Origin of the sequence: Ruegeria sp. HKCCA6707, from assembly GCF_013033515.1 — a bacterium.
GTDB lineage: Bacteria > Pseudomonadota > Alphaproteobacteria > Rhodobacterales > Rhodobacteraceae > Ruegeria.
The window spans coordinates 875,685-895,399 of record NZ_WQEG01000001.1 but is presented as its reverse complement, the minus strand read 5'-3'; the positions used below and the strand labels follow the sequence as shown (position 1 = coordinate 895,399).

Annotated in this window: 17 protein-coding genes and 1 pseudogene; 8 read left to right on the top strand and 10 right to left on the bottom strand. The window is 53.5% G+C overall.

The annotated features are described in order from the left end of the window. The first annotated feature begins 3 nt into the window (after nucleotides 1-3). The 4 genes from GOW40_RS04345 to GOW40_RS04330 are packed head-to-tail and all read left to right on the top strand — an operon-like array spanning nucleotide 4 to nucleotide 3,196. Nucleotides 4-870, top strand: coding sequence for a dioxygenase (locus GOW40_RS04345; RefSeq protein ID WP_171136545.1), 867 nt, complete (start codon nucleotides 4-6; stop codon nucleotides 868-870). A gap of 21 nt (nucleotides 871-891) precedes the next feature. Then, nucleotides 892-1,698, top strand: a complete 807-nt coding sequence (locus tag GOW40_RS04340; protein WP_171128267.1) for an amidohydrolase family protein — start codon at nucleotides 892-894, stop codon at nucleotides 1,696-1,698. Continuing rightward, nucleotides 1,695-2,072, top strand: coding sequence for a hypothetical protein (locus GOW40_RS04335; protein ID WP_171128270.1), 378 nt, complete (start codon nucleotides 1,695-1,697; stop codon nucleotides 2,070-2,072). The genes GOW40_RS04340 and GOW40_RS04335 overlap by 4 nt, the downstream gene beginning before the upstream one ends. Further along, complete coding sequence (locus tag GOW40_RS04330; RefSeq protein WP_171128272.1) at nucleotides 2,069-3,196, top strand: cytochrome-c peroxidase; 1,128 nt, start codon at nucleotides 2,069-2,071, stop codon at nucleotides 3,194-3,196. The genes GOW40_RS04335 and GOW40_RS04330 overlap by 4 nt, the downstream gene beginning before the upstream one ends. Nucleotides 3,197-3,498: 302 nt before the next feature. Here the strand turns inward: GOW40_RS04330 and GOW40_RS04325 are convergent, their stop codons facing one another. Next, entirely contained in the window at nucleotides 3,499-3,789 is a 291-nt protein-coding gene (locus GOW40_RS04325) for a hypothetical protein (RefSeq protein ID WP_171128274.1), read from the bottom strand. 456 nt (nucleotides 3,790-4,245) lie between these two features. On the opposite strand from GOW40_RS04325, the gene GOW40_RS04320 reads away from it, so the two are divergent. Next, nucleotides 4,246-5,550 carry an adenylate/guanylate cyclase domain-containing protein gene (locus GOW40_RS04320; protein WP_171097079.1) on the top strand — a complete coding sequence of 435 codons (1,305 nt, stop codon included), beginning with the start codon at nucleotides 4,246-4,248 and terminating at the stop codon, nucleotides 5,548-5,550. Nucleotides 5,551-5,770: 220 nt separating this feature from the next. Here the strand turns inward: GOW40_RS04320 and GOW40_RS04315 are convergent, their stop codons facing one another. The 3 genes from GOW40_RS04315 to GOW40_RS04305 are packed head-to-tail and all read right to left on the bottom strand — an operon-like array spanning nucleotide 5,771 to nucleotide 8,795. After that, nucleotides 5,771-6,916, bottom strand: a complete 1,146-nt coding sequence (locus GOW40_RS04315) for an ABC transporter permease (RefSeq protein WP_171128276.1) — start codon at nucleotides 6,914-6,916, stop codon at nucleotides 5,771-5,773. Then, nucleotides 6,913-7,839, bottom strand: a complete 927-nt coding sequence (locus GOW40_RS04310; RefSeq protein WP_171230880.1) for an ABC transporter ATP-binding protein — start codon at nucleotides 7,837-7,839, stop codon at nucleotides 6,913-6,915. The genes GOW40_RS04315 and GOW40_RS04310 overlap by 4 nt, the downstream gene beginning before the upstream one ends. Beyond that, nucleotides 7,836-8,795, bottom strand: a complete 960-nt coding sequence (locus GOW40_RS04305; RefSeq protein ID WP_254444253.1) for an HlyD family secretion protein — start codon at nucleotides 8,793-8,795, stop codon at nucleotides 7,836-7,838. The genes GOW40_RS04310 and GOW40_RS04305 overlap by 4 nt, the downstream gene beginning before the upstream one ends. 727 nt (nucleotides 8,796-9,522) lie before the next feature. Here GOW40_RS04305 and GOW40_RS04300 point away from each other — a divergent pair. Next, entirely contained in the window at nucleotides 9,523-10,011 is a 489-nt protein-coding gene (locus GOW40_RS04300; RefSeq protein ID WP_171128280.1) for a GNAT family N-acetyltransferase, read from the top strand. Nucleotides 10,012-10,059: 48 nt separating this feature from the next. On the opposite strand, the gene GOW40_RS04295 is transcribed toward GOW40_RS04300, so the two are convergent. Together GOW40_RS04295 and GOW40_RS22140 are read right to left on the bottom strand one after the other, a co-directional pair. After that, the gene (locus GOW40_RS04295) at nucleotides 10,060-11,148 is read right to left on the bottom strand and encodes an ankyrin repeat domain-containing protein (protein WP_254444251.1); all 1,089 of its coding nucleotides are present in this window, start codon (nucleotides 11,146-11,148) and stop codon (nucleotides 10,060-10,062) included. Continuing rightward, the gene (locus tag GOW40_RS22140) at nucleotides 11,145-11,600 is read right to left on the bottom strand and encodes a hypothetical protein (RefSeq protein ID WP_254444248.1); all 456 of its coding nucleotides are present in this window, start codon (nucleotides 11,598-11,600) and stop codon (nucleotides 11,145-11,147) included. The genes GOW40_RS04295 and GOW40_RS22140 overlap by 4 nt, the downstream gene beginning before the upstream one ends. A gap of 303 nt (nucleotides 11,601-11,903) precedes the next feature. On the opposite strand from GOW40_RS22140, the pseudogene GOW40_RS04285 reads away from it, so the two are divergent. Then, a pseudogene (locus GOW40_RS04285) lies at nucleotides 11,904-13,037 on the top strand (hypothetical protein). Between the two features lie 90 nt (nucleotides 13,038-13,127). Then, nucleotides 13,128-13,583, top strand: a complete 456-nt coding sequence (locus GOW40_RS04280; protein WP_171128285.1) for a hypothetical protein — start codon at nucleotides 13,128-13,130, stop codon at nucleotides 13,581-13,583. A 484-nt stretch (nucleotides 13,584-14,067) separates the two neighbouring features. Here GOW40_RS04280 and GOW40_RS04275 read toward each other — a convergent pair whose 3' ends face one another. The 4 genes from GOW40_RS04275 to GOW40_RS04260 are packed head-to-tail and all read right to left on the bottom strand — an operon-like array spanning nucleotide 14,068 to nucleotide 19,268. Continuing rightward, nucleotides 14,068-14,712: a hypothetical protein gene (locus GOW40_RS04275; protein WP_171128287.1), complete on the bottom strand. Its 645-nt coding sequence runs from the start codon at nucleotides 14,710-14,712 to the stop codon at nucleotides 14,068-14,070. Then, entirely contained in the window at nucleotides 14,709-16,385 is a 1,677-nt protein-coding gene (locus GOW40_RS04270; RefSeq protein WP_171128289.1) for a transporter substrate-binding domain-containing protein, read from the bottom strand. The genes GOW40_RS04275 and GOW40_RS04270 overlap by 4 nt, the downstream gene beginning before the upstream one ends. Continuing rightward, complete coding sequence (locus tag GOW40_RS04265; RefSeq protein ID WP_171128291.1) at nucleotides 16,382-17,089, bottom strand: methyltransferase; 708 nt, start codon at nucleotides 17,087-17,089, stop codon at nucleotides 16,382-16,384. The genes GOW40_RS04270 and GOW40_RS04265 overlap by 4 nt, the downstream gene beginning before the upstream one ends. After that, on the bottom strand, nucleotides 17,082-19,268 hold the full coding sequence (locus GOW40_RS04260; protein ID WP_171128293.1) for an adenylate/guanylate cyclase domain-containing protein: 2,187 nt from the start codon (nucleotides 19,266-19,268) through the stop codon (nucleotides 17,082-17,084). The genes GOW40_RS04265 and GOW40_RS04260 overlap by 8 nt, the downstream gene beginning before the upstream one ends. Nucleotides 19,269-19,715: the final 447 nt, after the last annotated feature.

Here is a 19,715-nt window from a genome sequence, read left to right as displayed (position 1 = left end):
CAGATGCGCTCTGTCACCAAAGACAATATCACCGACGTGTTCATGGGATACCTGTCCAAGGACACCGATCCGCGGATGAGAGAAATCATGGGGTCTCTGGTCAAACACCTCCACGACTTCGCGCGAGAAACCAACTTGACACATGACGAATGGCGCGCCGGGATTGCGTTTCTGGAGGGATGCGCTGCAGTGGAATCAGAGGACAGGCATGAGTTCGTGCTCGCCTCGGATGTGCTGGGCCTGTCGTCATTGGTGGACATGTTGCATTCAAGTTCTGATGCAACAAGTTCGTCCGTACTTGGCCCTTTCCATGTCTCTGGCGCGCCGCCACTGCCATTCGGCGGGGATATGAAGCGCCACTACGGTGGACCTGTGCTGCTTGCTGAAGGCGTGATCCGGGACACCGATGGTAATCCGATTTCCGGTGCAGAGCTGGATATCTGGCAAACCGCGCCGAATGGAATGTATGCAAGCCAGGACGAAGAACAGGACACCTATTCTTTTCACGGCCTGATGACTACCGGTGACGACGGTAAGTATGCATTCACGACCGTCAAGCCAGTTGAATACACGGTACCGTCAGATGGGCCTGTCGGGGATATCCTGCGCGCCTGCGGCCGCCATCCCTGGCGACCTTCGCACCTGCACTATATCGTCAAAGCTTCTGGCTACCGTTCTTTGGTCACTGAGATTTTCCCCGACGACGATCCTTATCTAGATCAGGATACAGTGTTTGGTGTTCGGGATGATCTGGTGATGACCTATGTTGAAAGGCCAGTTACAGAATTTCCTGATGGCATGGAGCTTTCTGGTAAGATCACTGAACCATTCTTGCACGTGAAGTTCGATGTGAAGCTTGCCAAAGTCTGAACGATATTGAGGAGGCTTGTGGTGCTGAAACAAATCTTCATTTTAGGTGCCGCGCTGATTTGCAATAGTGCTATCGCAGAAGAGCGCCCGATCTTTGACGCGCATATTCATTACAGCCACGATGCCGTCAAACTGGTTCCTCCCGAACAGGTGGCTAATATCCTTCGGGATGCGGGCGTGCGTAAAGCCCTGGTTTCCAGCTCGGATGACAATGGCACTCAGCTGTTGTTGGCCGCGGCACCAGACATCGTCGTTCCAGCGTTGCGCCCGTACCGTCGTCGCGGTGAAATCAACACCTGGATGCACGATGAAACTGTAATTGACTATCTGGAAGAAAACCTGGCCAAAAACGACTACGAAGCCATCGGCGAGTTTCACGCTTACGGAGACGACATTAAGACGCCGGTTATCCAGAGCATGATTGCACTGGCGAAAGAGCGGAACCTCATTCTACACCACCACGGTGATCGAGAGGCAGTTGACCTGATCTTCAAAGCCTGGCCTGAAGCTCGGGTACTGTGGGCCCACTCTGGCTTTGATGATCCGGCGAGTGTTGTTGACGCGCTGGACACCTATCCCAGGCTTTGGGCCGATTTGGCATTTCGTTCAGACATGGTCTCACGAGGTAGTATCGACCCGAATTGGAAGGCTGCGTTCGAAGCCCATCCCGATCGGTTTATGGTCGGTACGGATACATTTGCGCCGGAACGCTGGTACTATGTCGGCCCCCACGCAGATTTTTCGCGTGAATGGCTGGATTTGCTGCCGGATCAGATTGCGGACAACATCGCCTATGCCAACGCAGAACGTTTGCTGGCATCAGAATGATCCGCAGCGCTTTCTGGTTTATGATTTGGTCCAGCACGGCTTTTGCTTGTGACGTAACTGGGCAACGTATGAATTCGGAAGTTCAAAACGCACCCGAGGTTTATCTGTCCGTCGATGAAATCCCGTTGGCTCGACCGTTTTCCGTTCTGGTTTCTATTTGTAGTGAAACTGCCGTGGGCCAAATGCGTGTGGATGCAACCATGCCCGCTCATCGACACGGTATGAACTATACCCCCAAAGTTACCGCCTTGGGCGGCGGAGCGTTCCGCGTTGATGATATGCTGTTTCACATGCCGGGTTTGTGGGAGCTGCAGGTCTATGTCGACATCAATGGCCAATCAATTTTCTACTCGTCAGAAATTACGCTGAAATGACACTGTGGTTTACAGCTGCGTTAATAGCCCTGACAGGTGCAGTGCGTGCAGAGGTCTTGTTGTCTGCAGACGAAATTGAACAAGCGCTTTCCTTTGGGCCTTGGCCACCATCCTTCCATACGGACCCAAGCAATAGAGTTTCGAACAATGCCAGAGCGATCGCGCTTGGAGAGGCCTTATTCAACGATCCGGTGTTGTCCGTCGACGGTGCATTTTCTTGCGCAAGTTGTCATGATCCGGAACAAGCATTTACAACTCCAGAGGCGCGGGCGCTCGGCCGCGTACTGTTAGATCGAAACACTCCATCGCTGCGGAACCTGGCCGGACTCCGCTGGTATGGGTGGGGTGGCAAAAGCGATAACCTTTGGGCAGCCAGCCTGCATCCGATCATCGAAGAACAAGAGATGGCGCACAGCCCTGAAAGCCTAAAAACAGCAATGTCTGAAAGTGCCTACATTAATGACTTTGAAGCTATTTTTGGCGTCATCCAAAATCAGGGCCCAGAGCTTGTTCTGGTGAATGCCGCGAAAGCTCTTTCGGCTTACTTGGGGACTTTGGTTACAGACCGGACGCAGTTTGACGATTTTCGCGATGCCTTAGAGCGTCGAGATTTTCCAGCGGCTGCCTACTACCCCGAGGCAGCCCAGCGAGGTCTTCAGCTGTTTTTAGGGCGCGGGAATTGCGTGTTTTGCCACAACGGCCCGAGGTTTTCCAACAATGAGTTCCACGATGCTGGTGTACCATATTTTTTGAATGAAACCGAGGTCGACGAAGGTCGGTTTAGTGGATTGAACTTTTTGCTCTCAAGCCCCTACACACTGGAGGGCGACTGGAATGACGATCCGGATAGGCAAGGTGCTTGGGCGGTTCGTAATGTACGCCGGAGCCACGCTGATTTTGGAACCTTCCGCACGCCCAGCCTGCGCGGAGTGGCTGAAACCGCACCGTACATGCATGACGGCAGCCTAAAGGATCTGAACGCTGTGGTCCGACATTACAGCAAAATCAATACGGAAAGGCTGCACGCCGACGGTGAAGCCATTCTCTCGCAATTGAATTTGTCTGAGCAAGAGATTGCAGACTTAGTTGCGTTTTTGATGACGCTGTCCAAGGCGCCTTACTAAAGCGTTTGTGTTCTAAGCCCGGGAATGGGTTATTTGGTAAGCTGGTTCGGCGACTATCGTTAGCAGTGCCGATGAGGGGGTGCTGCTCGCTCTGGGTCAGAATTGCTTGACGTTTGGGTCAGAAATGGATGACGTGATCGGCCGATTTGTTGAGGTTTTGAAGTCGATTGAGTCAAATATCAGTGACGTTCCACATAACTCCCGAAAAACAGTGTTTTCGTCAGTATGGCCCATGTGGTGAATCCGAGGTGTTTTGTCTCAAGACATCTTCGAGGCAACTGCGCTGGGTTTAATGGGGTGTTTCACCCCATTCCATATGGTCCGCCTTCCTGTGGTTCGCCGAATGCCGCCCAAACCTCGTGGCAGGCGCGTTCGAACGCCACATCATCTTTTGGGATGCAGGCCTTGAAATTGGGGTAAGAAATTTGGTTGCCCAAGTTCATCAGCACGGTCACGAGGTGGTTGTGCGGTATGAATGCCCGGTAACGGTAATCGCCGCCCGGTGTTTCGATCACCTGACCGTCCATGCCATAGTCGCGCAGCAATTCAGCGTCCTGTGCGCGGCGAAACCGCAGGCAGACGCGGGATCCCATGTGCGGCCCGCTGGTGTTGCCGTCCTCATTCTTGGCAACGGCTGAGAAAAAGCCCGAACCCTCGGCCTTCGAGAATGCTACCTACATCTGAAGGTCCTCCTATTTTTGGGAAAGGGCGCGCTGTCTATCAGAAAAAAAACATAGGGTCGTCAAATCGAGGGGCTTGCGCGCTTCGTTGCTTGGCCTGGAGGCGCAAACCGAGATCTCAAAATCCGGCAGCGGATACGTGATGGTTGGAGGCTTCGTCCCGCGTAGCAGCCGTCGACACCGAGGGCAGCGAACGTCTGCTTTGAGCCCATAGTTCCGGATTCCGTGCTGGCGACAAACGTCCGCTTCAGCGTTCTTAAACCAAAAAGAATCGTGTTTTGTGCTATTGAGTTGACGGTTTAGAATGCTCAGTAGAATGATCCGCTAGTAATGTTTCTCGGATGCCGACTATTATTGAAGGATGGGTATTTGCAGGAGTTGACCCCTCTTAGATCCGAGGAGCTGGCATCTCAACGGGCAGCCGCTATTGGGCGTTCGATAGCTCTGTTTTTCATAGCAGTTCTTGTGACCTTTTTGTCGCCTTGGCCTGCACCCATCTTCACGGTTGCATTGTTGTTGATCTTTGCGCTTCTGGGTTGGGCCCCTTGGTTGGTTGCAAGTTCGTCGTGGGGAAAACCATGGCATCAATACGCGTTTGTTTTTGCAGATTTCTCATTACTTACGTTCACGTTGTTGTTCCCAAACCCTCTGGTTCCGTTTGATTATCCACCGCAGTTTGCATTTCGCTTTGGCCCCTTCATTTACTTTTTCGTTTTACTCTCGGGACTGGCCTACGTTTATCAGCCGCGATTGGTTTTGTGGGGTGGTGTTTGCGGATCGCTCACTTGGGCAATCGGCGTCGGATTTCTTTTCAACCTTCCCGACACCGTTTCGCCGGAGATCAACAACGCTAATTTGGAAGACGCTTTATCTATGGCAGCCCAGCCGACATTCATAGACATTGATGTTCGAATACAGGAAATTGTGGTTTTCCTCATAGCATCGGGTCTGCTTGCTTTGGCAGTCAAAAGATCGAGAAATATCGCGGTCAGGCAGGCGAGTCTTGCGAGGGAGAAAGAGAATCTCGGGCGATACTTCCCGAAGAAGACAGCGCAGTTTCTCGCGGAACGCTCAGATCCATTTTGGCGCCCGAAGGAGCACAGCGCGGCAGTTCTTTTTGCAGATTTGGTTGCATTTACAACCTGGTCGGAAGAACGCGAACCTGTAGAAACGATTGGCATATTGCGCGAAGTGCACGGAATACTCGCAAACATCGTGTTCCGCCACAACGGAACATTGGACAAGTTCATTGGAGACGGTCTAATGGCTACGTTCGGGACACCCGAGCCAACGGACAGTGATGCGTCAAACGCATTGCAGGCAATGATTGAGATGGTTAACGAATTTGAGCGTTGGAAAAAGACCAAGAGCAAGCTTGAGGGGGGCGATCTCAAGCTCGCAATCGGCGCGCACTATGGTCCGGTCGTAATCGGAAACATTGGAACAAGGCAACGCCTTGAGTTTGCTGTTCTGGGCGACACAGTGAATGTCGCTAGTCGGCTGGAAAGCGCGACGCGAAACGTCGGCTGCTGTGGTTTGGCAAGTAGTGAGCTCGTTGAAGTCGCACGAAAAGAAACCAAAGGAGAAGAATCCGGTTTCATTGACAATTTGATTGAACAAGGTCGGATCAAACTGCGCGGACGGAAAGAGGAAATCGATGTCTTTGGCCTATAGGCCGTTGTCGGTTCGTCCGTCTGAATTCAAACCACGTACCGCTCATTCCGCACTTGCTGTACGGCGGATGGCAACAAATTGGTCAGCGGATTCAGCATTTGAAGAGCAGACATTGGGTGGATTTCACTGAGTGTCCGCTCTGCACAGGAGGCGGACTGTGCAAAGTCTGGGTACAGATCGTAACGAACTCTATTCTCTCAGTATTCCGGCCTTACCGTCTTCAACCCAACCGTTTCTTGAATCTTAGAGTCGCCACCAGCAACCCGAATGCTGCGAACCCGATCATCCAGAGAATTCCCCAACGTAACTCGTATAGCGACGCGTCGCGCAGGACCACGCCGCGGATCATGTCCATGAAATGGGTTGCCGGCAGGACCTGAGCAATCATCTGGACGGGTTGTGGCATGCCGTCGAAGGGGAACATGAAGCCCGACATCAAGATCGAGGGCAACAGGACAAAGATAGTCATCTGCATCGACTGCAATTGGTTCTGCGCAAGCGTGGAAATCACCAGCCCAAGCGACAGGCTTGCGATGATGAACAACAAGGTCACCACAAGCAAAGTGCCCAACCCGCCGTTTATCGGTACATCGAAAAGAACATGCCCTAGGCCGAGGATTATTACGACCTGTATCAAGCCCAGAAAGATGTAGGGGATGATCTTGCCGATCATCAGTTCGATCGACTGAATTGGCGTGTTGATCAGCATCTCCATATTGCCCCGCTCGCGTTCGCGAACAATGGCGGCTGAAGTGAACAGGATCATCGTCATGGTCAGGATCACACCGACAAGGCCCGGCACGATATTGACCGCGGACCGCTGCTCCGGGTTGAAGTAAAGCGTCACCTCGAAGGTAGGCACCTGCCGGTTTGGTGGTTGTTTCAGTAGTTCTGTCAAAGGCATCATGCGCAAGGATTTGATTGCGCTGGAGACCATCGTGTCTGAGCCATCGACGATCCAGTGGGCAACCGGTCGGCTGCTGGTCTGGTTGGTTGCGTTTGGTAGGCCCAGCCCAACAGACGAGCTGCGAGCAAGGCGTTGGCTGACATCCGGAGGTATGATCAGTGCGGCACGCACGCGGGACTCAGTGATTGCGCGCTCCGCCTCTTGAGGGGTGGTCAGCTCTTCAGTGATTGCCACGACCTGTGTGGCCTGAACGATCTGCGCCAGCGTGCGCGACAGCTCGGTTCTGGATTCATCTACCAGAGCGACAGGGACGTGGCGTAAGTTGGTGTTGATGGCATAACCAAATAACAGCAGCTGGATCAGAGGTATCATGATCACCATAGCAAATGTCATCCGGTCCCGCCGCAGTTGCAGCAGCTCTTTTTTCAGCACAGCAACGGTGCGGCGTGGCGAGATCATTGTTCTGGCCCCCGTGTGGCGCTGACAAAGACGTCCTCGAGGTTCGGTCGTTGCGGTGTCAGGGACAGGTCGGGATATGCACTTAGCTTTGTGCGCAGCATATCCGCTGGCTGTGGCTCGGATTTATCAACAAGCACACGCAGCCGTGACCCGACTTGCGCGGTTGATAGGATTTTAGGCTGGCCGTCCAATAGGTGTTTCACCTTTCTCAGGTCAGGTCCTTCAACCTCTATAACATTGGCTTGCAAATCATCCATCAACTGATGCGGAGATCCATCTGCCTTTTTCACCCCGTGTTGCAGGATGGCCAGCCGGTGACAGCGCTCGGCTTCGTCCATGAAATGGGTCGACACGATCATTGTCGCCCCCTGATCCACAAGATCAAACAGCTGTTCCCAGAACGTGCGACGGGTTTCAGGGTCAACGGCCGAGGTCGGTTCATCTAGAAATAACAGTTTTGGTCGGTGTATGACGGTGGCTGCAAGCGCCAGCTTCTGTCGTTGCCCGCCGCTCATGCTGCCGCTGAGCTGATCAGTGTTTGTTGTCAGGTCATAGGTGTGCAGTAGCTCTTCAATCCGGTCCTTGGCCGACTTCACTGGAATGCGATATATTTCCGCCGCGAACCGAAGGTTCTCCAGTACTGTCAAGTCGCGGTAATACGAAAAGATCTGCGTCATATACCCGATCTCGTTCTTCAGCGGCTCAGCCGCTTCGGGCATCGATTGACCTAAAACCGAGATCGCCCCGCTACTGGGTGTCAGCAGCCCAGTCAGCATGCGCATGGTCGTGGTCTTGCCGCAGCCATTGGGACCAAGAAACCCGTAAATCTGGCCTGTTCGGATTTCGAGATCCAGATTGTTAACGGCAGTATTGTCTCCGAACTGCCGGGTCAGACCTTTCGTCGAGACGACAATATCATTCATGGCATGGGGACCTGCACGGGCACTCCGGCGGGCAGGTCAGGGGATGCGGTGGGTAGGTCTATCTCGGCCAAATAGACAAGCCGGGTTCGGTCATCCTGGTTCAAACCGTAATAGGGGGTGAAGGACGCGTTGTCGCTGATCCAGCGGATCACGCCGTCCAACGGATCGGCCAGCCCGTCTACGCGCACTTCCAGCGTTTCGCCGGGTCTCAGATTGACGCGATGTGGCTCAGGAACGTAGACACGCGCATAGGGAGCTTGGCCCGTGACGATCACGGCCACCGGGCTGCCGAAGGTTACTCGTTCACCCAAATTCCACGGTAGGGAATCCAGCACGCCATCTCGGGTGGCGATAACCGTCAAGTTGTCCAGAACAGTTCGCTGCGCGGAAACCGACGCTTCGGCGGCCCGTACGTTGGCTTCGGCAACTGCCAGGTCTTCGGGCCTGGTGCCGTTCTGCAGCTCTTTCAGCGATTCCCGAGCGCTGGCCAGTTCAGCCCGCGCGGAATCGCGTACGGCCAGATCATTTTCCACCTGAGCCTCAGTCACGACCGACTTCTTGACCAGTCTGGCGTTTCGGTCATAGATGGCCTCGGCATCGGCAAGACGTGCAACAGCGCCTGCGACTTTGGCTTTGGCAATTGCAATCTCTTCCTCGCGTGGCCCCACCTGCAACTTCAGAAACGTGGCCCGCGCCTTTTCCAGTTCAGCCTGCGCCAGTGCCAGCTTTGCGCTTTGCAGTGTGGGGTCGAGCTGAACCAGCGTGTCGCCAACCTTGACCACAGCGCCTTCGGCAATTGGTAGATCAACGACGATTTCGCTGGCGGTCGCGGTCAAGGCCACCCGGTCGCGCGCCAATACGCCCAAAGCGACGCTGGTATCGGAACCAGAGCACCGGTCCAGAAAAGCGGGCAGTGCAGCCGCCAAAATAAAAGGTGTGGAGATAGTCAGATTCAACAGGGCTTCCCTCCGGTGATTGGCCTTCGAGCGCGTTGGATAGCAGTCAAAGTATACAATCAGGAAATCTGATTTATGTATACGGTTCAGCAACTACAGATAGCAGGAAAGGTAAAAGGGGCAGGCGCGTCAGCCACTCCTTCAGTATTTCTCCGATCAAATGGAGATTATCTCCCTGCAGGAAATAAGTATCTTTCCCGGTATCAACCACTTCGAAATTGCGAATGGTCCGACGGTACCATGTCACCTTTTTGCCCCAATGGCTCCTCCGGAGCGACGCGTAAAATATCAGCATCGGGGTCCCGCGCTGCGAAGGCCACTATCTTCTCCGGTATTGTTGTATAGTTGGATAGATATCTACAGGGCACCAGGACTTTTTGCCAGGCGATACCCGGTCGATATTTTCAGAATTGTTCGTTTCTACCTCCATCTCGTTCAGGAGGAAGTCTCAAATCAGATTTTCGAATGGCAGATGCACTGCACCAAACGATATGGGTTAGCGGCAGAAAAGTCCGCACACTCCCAGTTCGCCCGCGTATCGTTTTGCATCCGCAGCGAACGGCGGCTCTGACAGGCCGCACCGCGGCGATGGTCATAAAGGATGAACGGCAGCAATGGGCCGAGCAACGCCAATACAAACCATTGATACCAAAAAGGGCATATCGCCACGTGCCAAGGGGCCGTCAGATGCTCTTAAACATCTGCCCCCTCTTTGCTACCCTTGGCCATGCTTACCCAGAACCGATATGCTTTTCGCGAGATGACGTCTGAAGATTTTGCTATGATCTCGGAATGGCAATCGCACCCGCATGTTCGCGAATGGTGGGATTCCAATGAGCCAAGCACGAACAAAGAACTGGAAGACGCACGAGTCCGACGATGGATCGTTTCGCTTGCAGAACGCCCGTTTGCATATATCCAGGATTACACTGTTCACGGTTGGGAGGATCACCCTTTCTATTCCCTTCCGCCGGGATCTCGGGGCATCGACCAGTTCATTGGTGAGCCAGATATGATCGGGCGTGGGCACGGCTCGGCCTTTATCTCTGAGCATCTTAGACGGGTGTTTTCCGCAGGAGTCCCGGTTGTCGCAACAGATCCGCACCCGGACAATGCGCGTGCGATCGCGGCCTATCATAAGGCGGGATTCTCTGTCTTTGGTGAAGCGCGGCAAACGCCCTGGGGGCCGATCCTGCCGATGAAGGTCAGCCTTTAGACAATCTTGCTGCGCCAGCCTGTACATCTGGCGCAAACATTTCTCGCCTTAAACGATTCCATGTTCCGTGACTTGCAGGGGATGCGCTTCCGCCCAATCAGCCAGAAAGGAGGACATCTCGGGAACGGTTGCGAATTGTGAGGTGTTTCGAGGAAGCGCTACACCGTTCGCCAGGGCCAGGCGCGCGCATTCGATGTGTTGGCGATGTGCTTTTTGCGGACAGTTTTCGGACCCGTGAACGATCGTTGAGAGCAAGGTCCCTCCGTAGGCGTTTGTATGGTCGAGGTCAGGGCTCTGGCCCAGAAAATATGACATGACGTCGGGCATTCCTTCCCAACCAGCAAGGTGCAGGGGCGGCATACCCATCTCATCCGGCAGATTTGGCTCAAAGCCAATTTCGACCAGTCGTTGCATGTGAGGCAGGGTTCCTTCGCGCCAGACGAGGCGGCAAAGAAGAAGCTTCATCTCTTGCGACAGGGCATTCATGTCAATCTGGTCGTCCTCCTTTGACGTTCCGTCCGCTGCCCGCGCCAGTTGCTCTTCAATCAACGTCAACTGAGTGGATGCACCTGCGTGTTCCAGAACCGTCGCGACGCCCCTGTTTCCGAAAATGCGGGCAAAAGCATAGGGAGAGTGGCCGCGGCTAACAGCATTTGGGTTTGCGCCATGATCCAACAAGAGCCGAGCGATTTCGCCAGAAGCCAAACGTCGGGCCGCTTGATGCAAGGCTGGGATCACCAAGAAAGGTTCACCCGACGGATGAGGGTTGATGCCTTCATTGGGATCAGCACCGTTTTTCAGCAACAGCCGAACAGCATCGGCGCTGTTGAAGTCAATCGCCCGCGGCAATGCATTTGTTCCCTTCGGATTTGCCCCGTGTGCCAGCAACATACGAAGACCGTCGGTATGGGCCAGTTCCGTGGAATGGTAGAGGGATTCATTGTCGTCGGGATTTGCCCCATGCTCCAACAGCCACCTGGCCAAAGGCATGTTGTCTGCATGGCCGATGGCACCGTAAAGCGCGGACAAGCGATGATCTGCTTCGGGGTCGAAGGCGAAACTGTCATTCACATCTGCCCCGTGTTCGACAAGCAATTCCGCCATAGCAAGCATCTCGGGTTCTTTCTCAGGTTTCATCCCCAGATATCTCGAAAACGCCAGATGCACATAGGTCTCCGCGGCGGGTATTCGCGTGTCGCAGCACCGGGATCCTGCGCAAGGATCTCGCGCATCGCGGTCACGTCATAAAGAGCAACGAGCAAAGGCACCTGACCCTCGGCAAGGTCCGGCTCATCCGCAAGCAGATGCTGGATCGTCGCTTTTGAGCCGTTGTAGAGCGCCCAACGCAGCCGCCCCTGTTTCTGCGCGCGATCCATGCCCTGCGTTTCAACGGCAAGTTTCAATGCTGGCCAAGAAGCGTATCCCGTCTCGCGCGCAATGACATGCAGACAATCCGCGTGTTTGTAGGCACCGTTTGCGGGGGGCGCTACTATGCCATGGACGCGAAGCATGGCACCTTTGTCGCCTTCTGTCAGAGCTTTGCCTAAAGCCTTGGCATCACGGCGCAGTTGATCGAGTGATTTGGTCATCGGTCTTCCCTCCAATGCCCGACCGTCCGCTAATCCGGGCTGAGAAACCGATGTGGTTTTCACACATTCTGTTCGAGGTGCCGATGACAGCTTTCCGCGGACCAGGGAGTCGCCTCGGAACGACCTCAGTTCAGCGTAGCGCTTGCGGGAATTTCCCGCAAGTCAGTAGCGGATCAGAGGGCAGTTTGGGCAATTAATGTTCGCATTAGATGGCTGCCGATTGGGCAGCGATCGCGGCTTTTCGGTTGGCGACTTGCCACCGACTTTTGGGCCAGTCAATTCATCGATTTTGACTGGCAATCAATGTATACTATCGGCTCTAGCTGCCAATCCAACTGTGCGCGGGAGGATCGAATGAACGATAGGAGCAGCCCAACTGAGGGAATGATTGACTATGCAGGAAATTCCCTCCCGCAGAAGCACTCTATTCAATCTCGCGCGGACGATGTTCGGGAGATGGCCGATAAGGTTCTGGCCGCATCAGATGAAATACACATTGCTGACTATGGCTGTGGCACCGGATCAAACGCGATTTTGTCAATCAAGCCTGCCGTAAAGTCTTTTGCTGACCGCTACCCTGGATGCACCATCTATGTTCACCATGTCGATCAGGCGGAAAACGATTGGAATACCCTATTCGAATGCGCTGCTGGCTAGGACGGTTACATCACTCTCTCTTCCAATGTTCGCCCAGTTGCAAGTGTGGGTAGTTTTTTCTCAATGGCTGCACCGGCGTCGTCCATTGACGTTGGAACTTCGTTCGGTGCGAGCCATTGGCTCAGCTTACAGCCCAGCATTTCTTCAAAAGGTGCGCTCTGGTTCGCAGACCTTCAGGGAGAAGCTCGCCTGGCGCTCAAAAGACAAGCGCAACGAGACTGGGAAACCTTCCTAACCTTGCGACTTCGAGAGTTGCGTCGTGGTGGCAGGCTTATGGTCTCGACGCTGGGGGCTATTCCAGATGCGGGCGAGGTCAATGGAATTTGCAGCTCTGGCAGGCATACCTATCGCGCGATGTACCACGTCGCCGAAACGATGGTCAACGACGGGTTGATATCTGAGCATGCGCTTCGTGACTTCCTTATGCCAATCTGGTTTATGTCCAGGGAAGAGGCGCTCGAGCCATTTCTACGTAACAAGGACTTGGCAGATGGCTTTTCGATCGAAAGAGCGGAGGCTGTCCCGGCTCAGCACAACCCGAAAGATATCTTCGCAGACCAAATCAAAGCGCCTCAAGACTACGCCAACAGCTATAAGGGCTTTGTTCGTGCCTTTACCGAGTCCACGTTCAGGCAATCTTTGTTGCGCGGTGAAACTGACCAAATGACCGAAGCAAATCTGAACGAGTTCTACGACCGCTTTGAAGCGCTTATCAAAAACGGGGCAGGCAAATACGCGTTTGAAATCTGGTTGTTGACGATTGAGCTTAGAAAACAATGAGCGGACAGCGAGGCGAATGTGTTTCAAGCTTGCCTTTTTGCAGCACCTGTCTAGCAATTTCGCTCAGCCTTTTTTCCAGGGGGAGCCAAAATGCGTTTTGTTATCTTTATTCTTCTTATTGCCCAAGCCCTTCCGGCGTTTGCGGATAGCGTTCCGGAATGCGGCAAATTTACTGTTTATTTGGAAGACCTTAAAATTACGTCAGGTGGTAACAGTATCGGAGATGTTGCGGTTGGGCATGTCACAGTTTTCAGTGAAAACGACCAGATGATCGGCATGCAGAACGTCACAACGCTGATTGCACCAGATTCGGGCGAGGGTGAAACTCAGCTCATAGTAAACGCTTACCTAACCATCGACGGCAACCAACTGATCTATTCTGGTTCCTACCCCAGCCCGACTAACCCCGACACCGTACCCCATTTCGAAACCCAATTGGCAGTTGTCGGTGGCACTGGAGTGTTCCAAGGAGCGAATGGTCAGGTGAGCTTTTTCGAGAAAGACGCCAAGCGCGCTGCCGCGTTTGATATCGAGTGTTTGGGCTAGCCAAAGTCTTCAAGGGGCGAGGGCGGTCAGAAGAAAAGTCAGCTGCTGGCTATTGATGCACAGATAAAACAGGCAGCAACCTGTCCGCGTTTTTTTTTGCATTCCGCCAGAGGTGGCATCTTGCCGAGTGGCACAAATTGGGCGCGGGACAATGGACAGTTTCACTTGCCTATTAGAATCGAGTTCGAATTCGCACGAAAGCACCCTGGCGTGGGCTGCTAAGTCGATACTGTCGCCTCCGATTGCGCAACAAACCGTTCCATTGTTGCTGACGTACAAATTACGTTCTTTTTAAAGAAATCTTCTGGGCGGTTCACGATGTCGCTGACTTCGCGGCGTTTGCTGAGCAAGACGCTGGTAAAGACTGCACGGAGATAACAGCCAATCGGACGGACAAGAAAATCGTGGATAGGTTCGCAATGGGCACAAAGCCGCATCGTTGACGTAATAGTGGGTAGAAGAATTACAAATTATGAAAAACGTCTCATGTCGAACGTGTTTTACTTGATTTGGCGTTTGAAAACAGATGTATCCCAATGCGGACACAGGCGAAGCCGAGCTGAAACACGACGCCAAAAGCAAATACGCCGATCATAAAAACCAACATCTGATCACCAAGGGTTGAGTATCTTTCAGCCTCACGCAGAACGACTGCGATACCTTCATTAACGCCTATTGCCACGCCAGCGCTGGAGGACATCACCAGAACGACGAAGGCGCGTATCAAATTAGGTATGAGCAGTAGCGCTGCTTCATGCGAGCCTTTGCGCAGTTCGATTATGGCGGTCTTGCCGTTATCAACCACATAGGCCGCAACATACGGTACCAGTGACAATGCGACGATCAGCTCGGGCGAAAGCGAGACGTTGGCTCCCAAGACCTGAAATTGCCGTGGAACAGTGTTTAATAGAAAGAACATGACGACAAACGTTGGGGCTGCGCGCATCAAACCGACGAGCGGATTGATCGCATGCGTCCAAAAGCGCCCCGTGAGCAAGATCAGCACGCACGGAACACCTAATGCCAGCCCAAACGCCAGGGCGATCAGCGCGATCTGGAAGTTGACCACCATGCCAGTAAGCAATTCGCTTGGATAATCCGAATTGAGCAGATTAATCAGCTCGGTCATGATCCGGCCTCCTGCCAACGCACATCAAGTCTTTTGCGCATGACTTCACATACCCAGACGACGCAAATCACAACGGTAATATAGAACAGTAAGACCAGCGTGTAGGTGGTAGCGCGGCCAGCCGCGAAAGATGTTATGTCGGTGAGGGCACTCAGAAGCTCGGGTGCCCCAGTGAAACTGGCAATGGGTGTGCCTTTGGCTGCGTTCACCAAAAATGAAAGAATCTGCGTCAGAGACCGCCGTACAGCCTCGCGATAGAGCGATAGGCTAAAACGCCCACCATGACGTCCGTCTCGGCGCAGACTGTATGCGGCTTCGCCAATCGCTTGACCCGCGTTACAGCCATTCATCAGGCCAAGTGCGATGATCGCCGACCCCAGAGCCACAGCGGGAGAATAGGTGAAGGTTGCGTTCGCGACGGCGGCTACTACCACCAGCGTCAGGATGACCGGCGAAGACTGGATCACCGAGATCACGCTCCAGGCCAGAAAGCGCGCCAGACGATTTGGAAATGCGGCCAGAAGACCGACGATCAAGGCAAAGCCCAGCGTTGCGGTCAACGACCCAATGACAAGGACAAAAGAATTGACGACGCCAGCGGTAAAGATTTCGAAAGCCGGTTGGCTCGTCAGCATTGGCAATGTCGGGGACAACCCAAGCTTGTCTTCCATCCAACTGCTTGTCGATTTGACTGTATCAGCAAACGCCGTTGGGGGTGGAGTTGCATCGAGGGCAGGCAGAACACATGAGGGGTCTTGTAACGCAGCAATTGTTGCGCATCCCGATGACTGCCAGAGACCTCGTTGTTCTTCCAGGAATTGTGTGAAAATTCCGTTCTCGCGCGCAAGTTCGAGGAATTCACCGTCGCGATGCATTATTTGACTTATGAGTTCCAATGCCCGTGCCAGATCGTCGCTGTCGGATTGAGCAACTGCTATTCCCCAGGGCACAGGGTCAAAACCGAATTTGGGCTCGAACCGATCACCAAAGGAGGGTTCCGCAAGGTACGAGGCCAGGAAACTGTCATCATGTGCGACCAACCGACAAACTTGTTCCGTCAGCGCCTCTGGCAGGCGGCTGGCATCTTCGAACAGCATTAAGCGAACGCCTTCTGTGACCAGATGAGCATTCGCGTAGTTACCAATTGTGGTGCAGACACGCTGGCCAGAGACATCGGACCAAGCCGAAACATCTGTTTCGAGCGGGCCTACTATGATTGTTTCTGATTGATAATAGTGGGGGCGGATGAACTTTGCCTGACTGTCCCGGCGCGTATTGTGCCCCATGGTCGCAATCACAACGTCGGCGCCGTCTTCAGCAAGGGTTGATATCCGTGTTGCCGCGCGAACATGTACCCACTCAGGCTCTACGCCGAGCCGGGCAGCTATTGCTCGGGCCACATCTGTGTCGTAGCCGATCCTGTCGGATCGATCTGCATTGCGTGTAGCAAAAAGCGGATAATGCCCTCTTATCCCCGTGCGCATACGGCCAGAACAAAGTATCCGGACAAGACGATCAGCCGTCGGATCGTCGCAGGCTGTGGGCAACTTGACTCGCGCCTCGGTCAGTAGTATTTCGAGGGCTTCATCTGGAGTTTGGGCGCTAACAGGTGCAACTACCAAGGCCGAGGTCAGTATAAAGACGGCCAAAACAATTGCTGTTGCAACCTTCATAAAAGTTCCTCTCCAGCGCCAGATCGAGCGAGCGACAACACAGCCACTTCGCCGAAAGTGTGGTCCCCGAACCGAAAGATCGAATTCCCGGTTTCCCGCTTCAGAATAACTCGATTCATAACATCCAACTTGGTTTGGGGTAGGGGAACCAGAAAGGAGTTGAGTAGGCGAACTGTGAACCCCAGCGCAGCAGCTTTGTCTCGGGTCTCTCCAAGGCCGATGAATGCATTGTGCACGATCAGCGCGCGGCCACGTGGCGCAAGATGCGGGAGCAAGCCTTCAAGGAATTGATCTAGCAGTCTTCGGCCGCTAAGGCCGCCAGCGCTCCAAGTCGCTAAGCGTCCTGCAACAGTGGCTTGATACATTGGAAAGTGAGGAAGGTTAGCCAGCACCAGATCGAACTTCCGATTACCCAAAGGGTCAAAGAGCTGACCTTGGTGAATGTCGTATACCGCCGCAGTCCCCTGGCTTTCTAGCAATGCGATGGTCGACGCGACCGCGTCGGGCTCAATATCAACACCTGTTAGTTGTGCCGCACCCTTTGCGCCTGCTGCAGCGAGTAAAACTCCGCTTCCGCAGCCCACATCAAGTACACGAGCCCCGACCAAACTATTGTTTTCATCTTGAAGACATCGCACCAACGCGGCTGAGTAATCGCTGGGACGAAACGGATCAGTCGTCGACGCACCGTATGCGCTACACATCGTTGATTTCTCGTACCCAAGCGCGTGAGGGCGGGTCGATTTCACCCGCCTCCAACCGCTTCACATGCAAGCTGGCCACCGGATCATCGGGTCGCCTTTCTAGGACTTCGCGATAGGCTTTGAGAGCAGTGTTGTGATCTTTTGCGACCAAAGCATCAAACGCGCGCCGACTAAGCCGAGCTATCTCCAGGGTGCTCTCTGATGGCTCAAACTGGTCACCCGCACCATGTGCTCCTAAAAGTTCGTAAATTGTGACGAGAGAGCGTCGTCCTTTTACCTGCAACTCGTCGATCGGACGAACGCACAAACGATCACCGGCTTCGCGAAAGGTGTCATGGCTGATGCATATTTGTGTACCATAAATTTTGTTACAGTCTTCAAGCCGAGCCGCGATGTTTACCCCATCGCCCAACACAGTGTAGCTCATCCTTTCTCGTGAGCCGACGTTACCGACCAAAACCACGTCGGAATGAATGCCGACCCTAAGCCGCATTTCGGGCTCGTCGGATTTGCGCCAATCCTGGTTCAGACGCTCCAGATCATTTTGAACAGCCAATGCGGCAACGCAGGCATGAAAAGCATGTTCATCCAGAGGTGACGGCGCCCCCCAAAAGGCCATGACACCGTCGCCGACAAACTTGTCGATTGTGCCCTTTTCCTCAAGAACGCGACGGTTGAACATCCCCAATAGCGAAGAAACGCGACTAAGAAGATCCCGCGCTGCAATTCGCTCGGCTAAGGTCGAAAACGCCTCGACGTCGCAGAACAAGATCGACAGGAACCGACTCTGCCCGCCCAGTTCAAGCTTTTGATCTGACTTTAGCAACTGCCGAACCAACTCAACTGGAACAAAGCGAGCAAAAGCCTGGACAGCAGTATCTAAGGTCTCAATTGCAGATGAGAGAATCGCAATTTCTCTCACGCGTGAGCGAACTATCGAGATGTCCGAAGCGCTATCTAGCGATTGTATCCGCTCGACCTTGCGCGCGAGCCGTTGGAGAGGGGAGGCGACGAGGCCTGCAATAATCGTGATTACAGTTAGTTGGATCGCTACGGCGGCCAGCCCAATGATCAGCATCTTGCGGTTGCTCGCGTGAAATTCAGCCGTAAAATCGTCAAGTGGTGTAACCACCATTAATCGCCAGGGCTTGCCCAAGTTTTCGTGGAACGAGGATAGCGAGACGATGAAATCCTGTCCGTCATAAGAAAAGTCGTATACTTCCGCCCCCTCGGATTCGTGGCTCTGGCTATATGCCGTGGCCGCAATTCGATTCTCGGCATCTGCGACATGAGTCAAAGCCACTTGGTTGTTGCCACCGCCGAATTGGGTCATGCCGTCTGAAGCCGCCAGAACCAGCCCTTTGTCGTCCAGCATATAGCTTACGCTATTGTCGCTGACAGGGTTCTCAGCCAGGTACTGCGAAAAGCGATCCAGTGTAACATCTGCGGCGACGACGCCCAGTAAACTACCGTCGATAGAGTAAGGTTCGGCGACAGTAAATCCTACAAGTCCAAATGCCCAGAAGAGCTCTGGATCTGTGATAATAGCGTCGCCTGCCTCTTCTGCCTGTAAATACCAAGATCGACTGCGAGGATCATAACCGCTGTCTATCCCAACGTCGCCAAGAACAGACTGTTCGTTATCAAGAAAGATATACCTATCGAGAATTGGCGGCCCCATGTCCGGTTCGATCAAGCGATAGGCATAGACCGCGTCTTCGGGAGGCTTGGCTCCGTGGAAGGATGCGTCATGATCATGAATGCGTCGCGCTTGACGAAATCCGCCGTCGTTTGTTCCGACATAGATGTTCAACAACGTTTCACTGTAGCCCAACATCTCGAAAAGATAGACTAGCGCTCTGCTGTCGGTGAATAGATCTGGGGCTTGCCGACCAAGCTCTGCCGCCGTCGCGACGAGAGATTTCAATGCTTGGAACTCTGAGTTTATCTGTCGGATTGTTTCGTTGCGGAACCTTTCGACAATGTCCGCAGCGTGATTCCTGAGTACACGCTCACTCGATTGGTAGTTGATCTGAATTGTCGCTAACAGAACCGGAACTGTTGTTAAAAAGAACACCACAATAATTGTAGCTTTGAGCGGAACCGAAAAGCGTCGCCTGGCTACATTTGACCCGTTTAGGGGCGCGACGTCTGTCTGGCTTTCCTGTGTGTTTTGCATAAAGCCAAACCCCGGTAATACTTCAACTGATCATAACACACCTATTTTCCAAAGGTTCCAACTTAAATGTTAGGTAGTAGGCAGTCGCTCAGTTACCAATCGCACAAAGATTAAGCGCCTGTGATGAGCTAACACATGCTCCTTTATCGTCAGATCATTCTTGCCTTATTTCACACGTGTCTCGTATCCCAGCTATGTTTCGGGCCCAGTTTTTTCCAAACAAATCCCGTTCCAGTGAATCCTGTCTTAGGAGAGGCAACCGACAGTAATGCTTGCTTGAACGCGGGCTAGAGTTGATCCGTTTAGGTTTCGCTTATCACACTAACCGATATCCGCCCTATCGGTTGCTCTTGAGTGGTTGATTGCTTGATCCTTTGAGACGGCTCTGTCGAGGTTTTGGAATTTGTTCGGGACATGACCCGACGCTGTTGCCCGAACAACGCCATT

Coding starts and splice junctions, on each gene's coding strand:
- GOW40_RS04345 (WP_171136545.1), top strand. CDS start 4: ATGCGCTCTGTCACCAAAGACAATATCACCGACGTGTTCATGGGATAC.
- GOW40_RS04335 (WP_171128270.1), top strand. CDS start 1,695: ATGATCCGCAGCGCTTTCTGGTTTATGATTTGGTCCAGCACGGCTTTT.
- GOW40_RS04330 (WP_171128272.1), top strand. CDS start 2,069: ATGACACTGTGGTTTACAGCTGCGTTAATAGCCCTGACAGGTGCAGTG.
- GOW40_RS04325 (WP_171128274.1), bottom strand. CDS start 3,789: ATGGGATCCCGCGTCTGCCTGCGGTTTCGCCGCGCACAGGACGCTGAA.
- GOW40_RS04315 (WP_171128276.1), bottom strand. CDS start 6,916: ATGATCTCGCCACGCCGCACCGTTGCTGTGCTGAAAAAAGAGCTGCTG.
- GOW40_RS04310 (WP_171230880.1), bottom strand. CDS start 7,839: ATGAATGATATTGTCGTCTCGACGAAAGGTCTGACCCGGCAGTTCGGA.
- GOW40_RS04300 (WP_171128280.1), top strand. CDS start 9,523: ATGCTTACCCAGAACCGATATGCTTTTCGCGAGATGACGTCTGAAGAT.
- GOW40_RS04295 (WP_254444251.1), bottom strand. CDS start 11,148: ATGAAACCTGAGAAAGAACCCGAGATGCTTGCTATGGCGGAATTGCTT.
- GOW40_RS22140 (WP_254444248.1), bottom strand. CDS start 11,600: ATGACCAAATCACTCGATCAACTGCGCCGTGATGCCAAGGCTTTAGGC.
- GOW40_RS04280 (WP_171128285.1), top strand. CDS start 13,128: ATGCGTTTTGTTATCTTTATTCTTCTTATTGCCCAAGCCCTTCCGGCG.
- GOW40_RS04275 (WP_171128287.1), bottom strand. CDS start 14,712: ATGACCGAGCTGATTAATCTGCTCAATTCGGATTATCCAAGCGAATTG.
- GOW40_RS04270 (WP_171128289.1), bottom strand. CDS start 16,385: ATGAAGGTTGCAACAGCAATTGTTTTGGCCGTCTTTATACTGACCTCG.
- GOW40_RS04265 (WP_171128291.1), bottom strand. CDS start 17,089: ATGTGTAGCGCATACGGTGCGTCGACGACTGATCCGTTTCGTCCCAGC.
- GOW40_RS04260 (WP_171128293.1), bottom strand. CDS start 19,268: ATGCAAAACACACAGGAAAGCCAGACAGACGTCGCGCCCCTAAACGGG.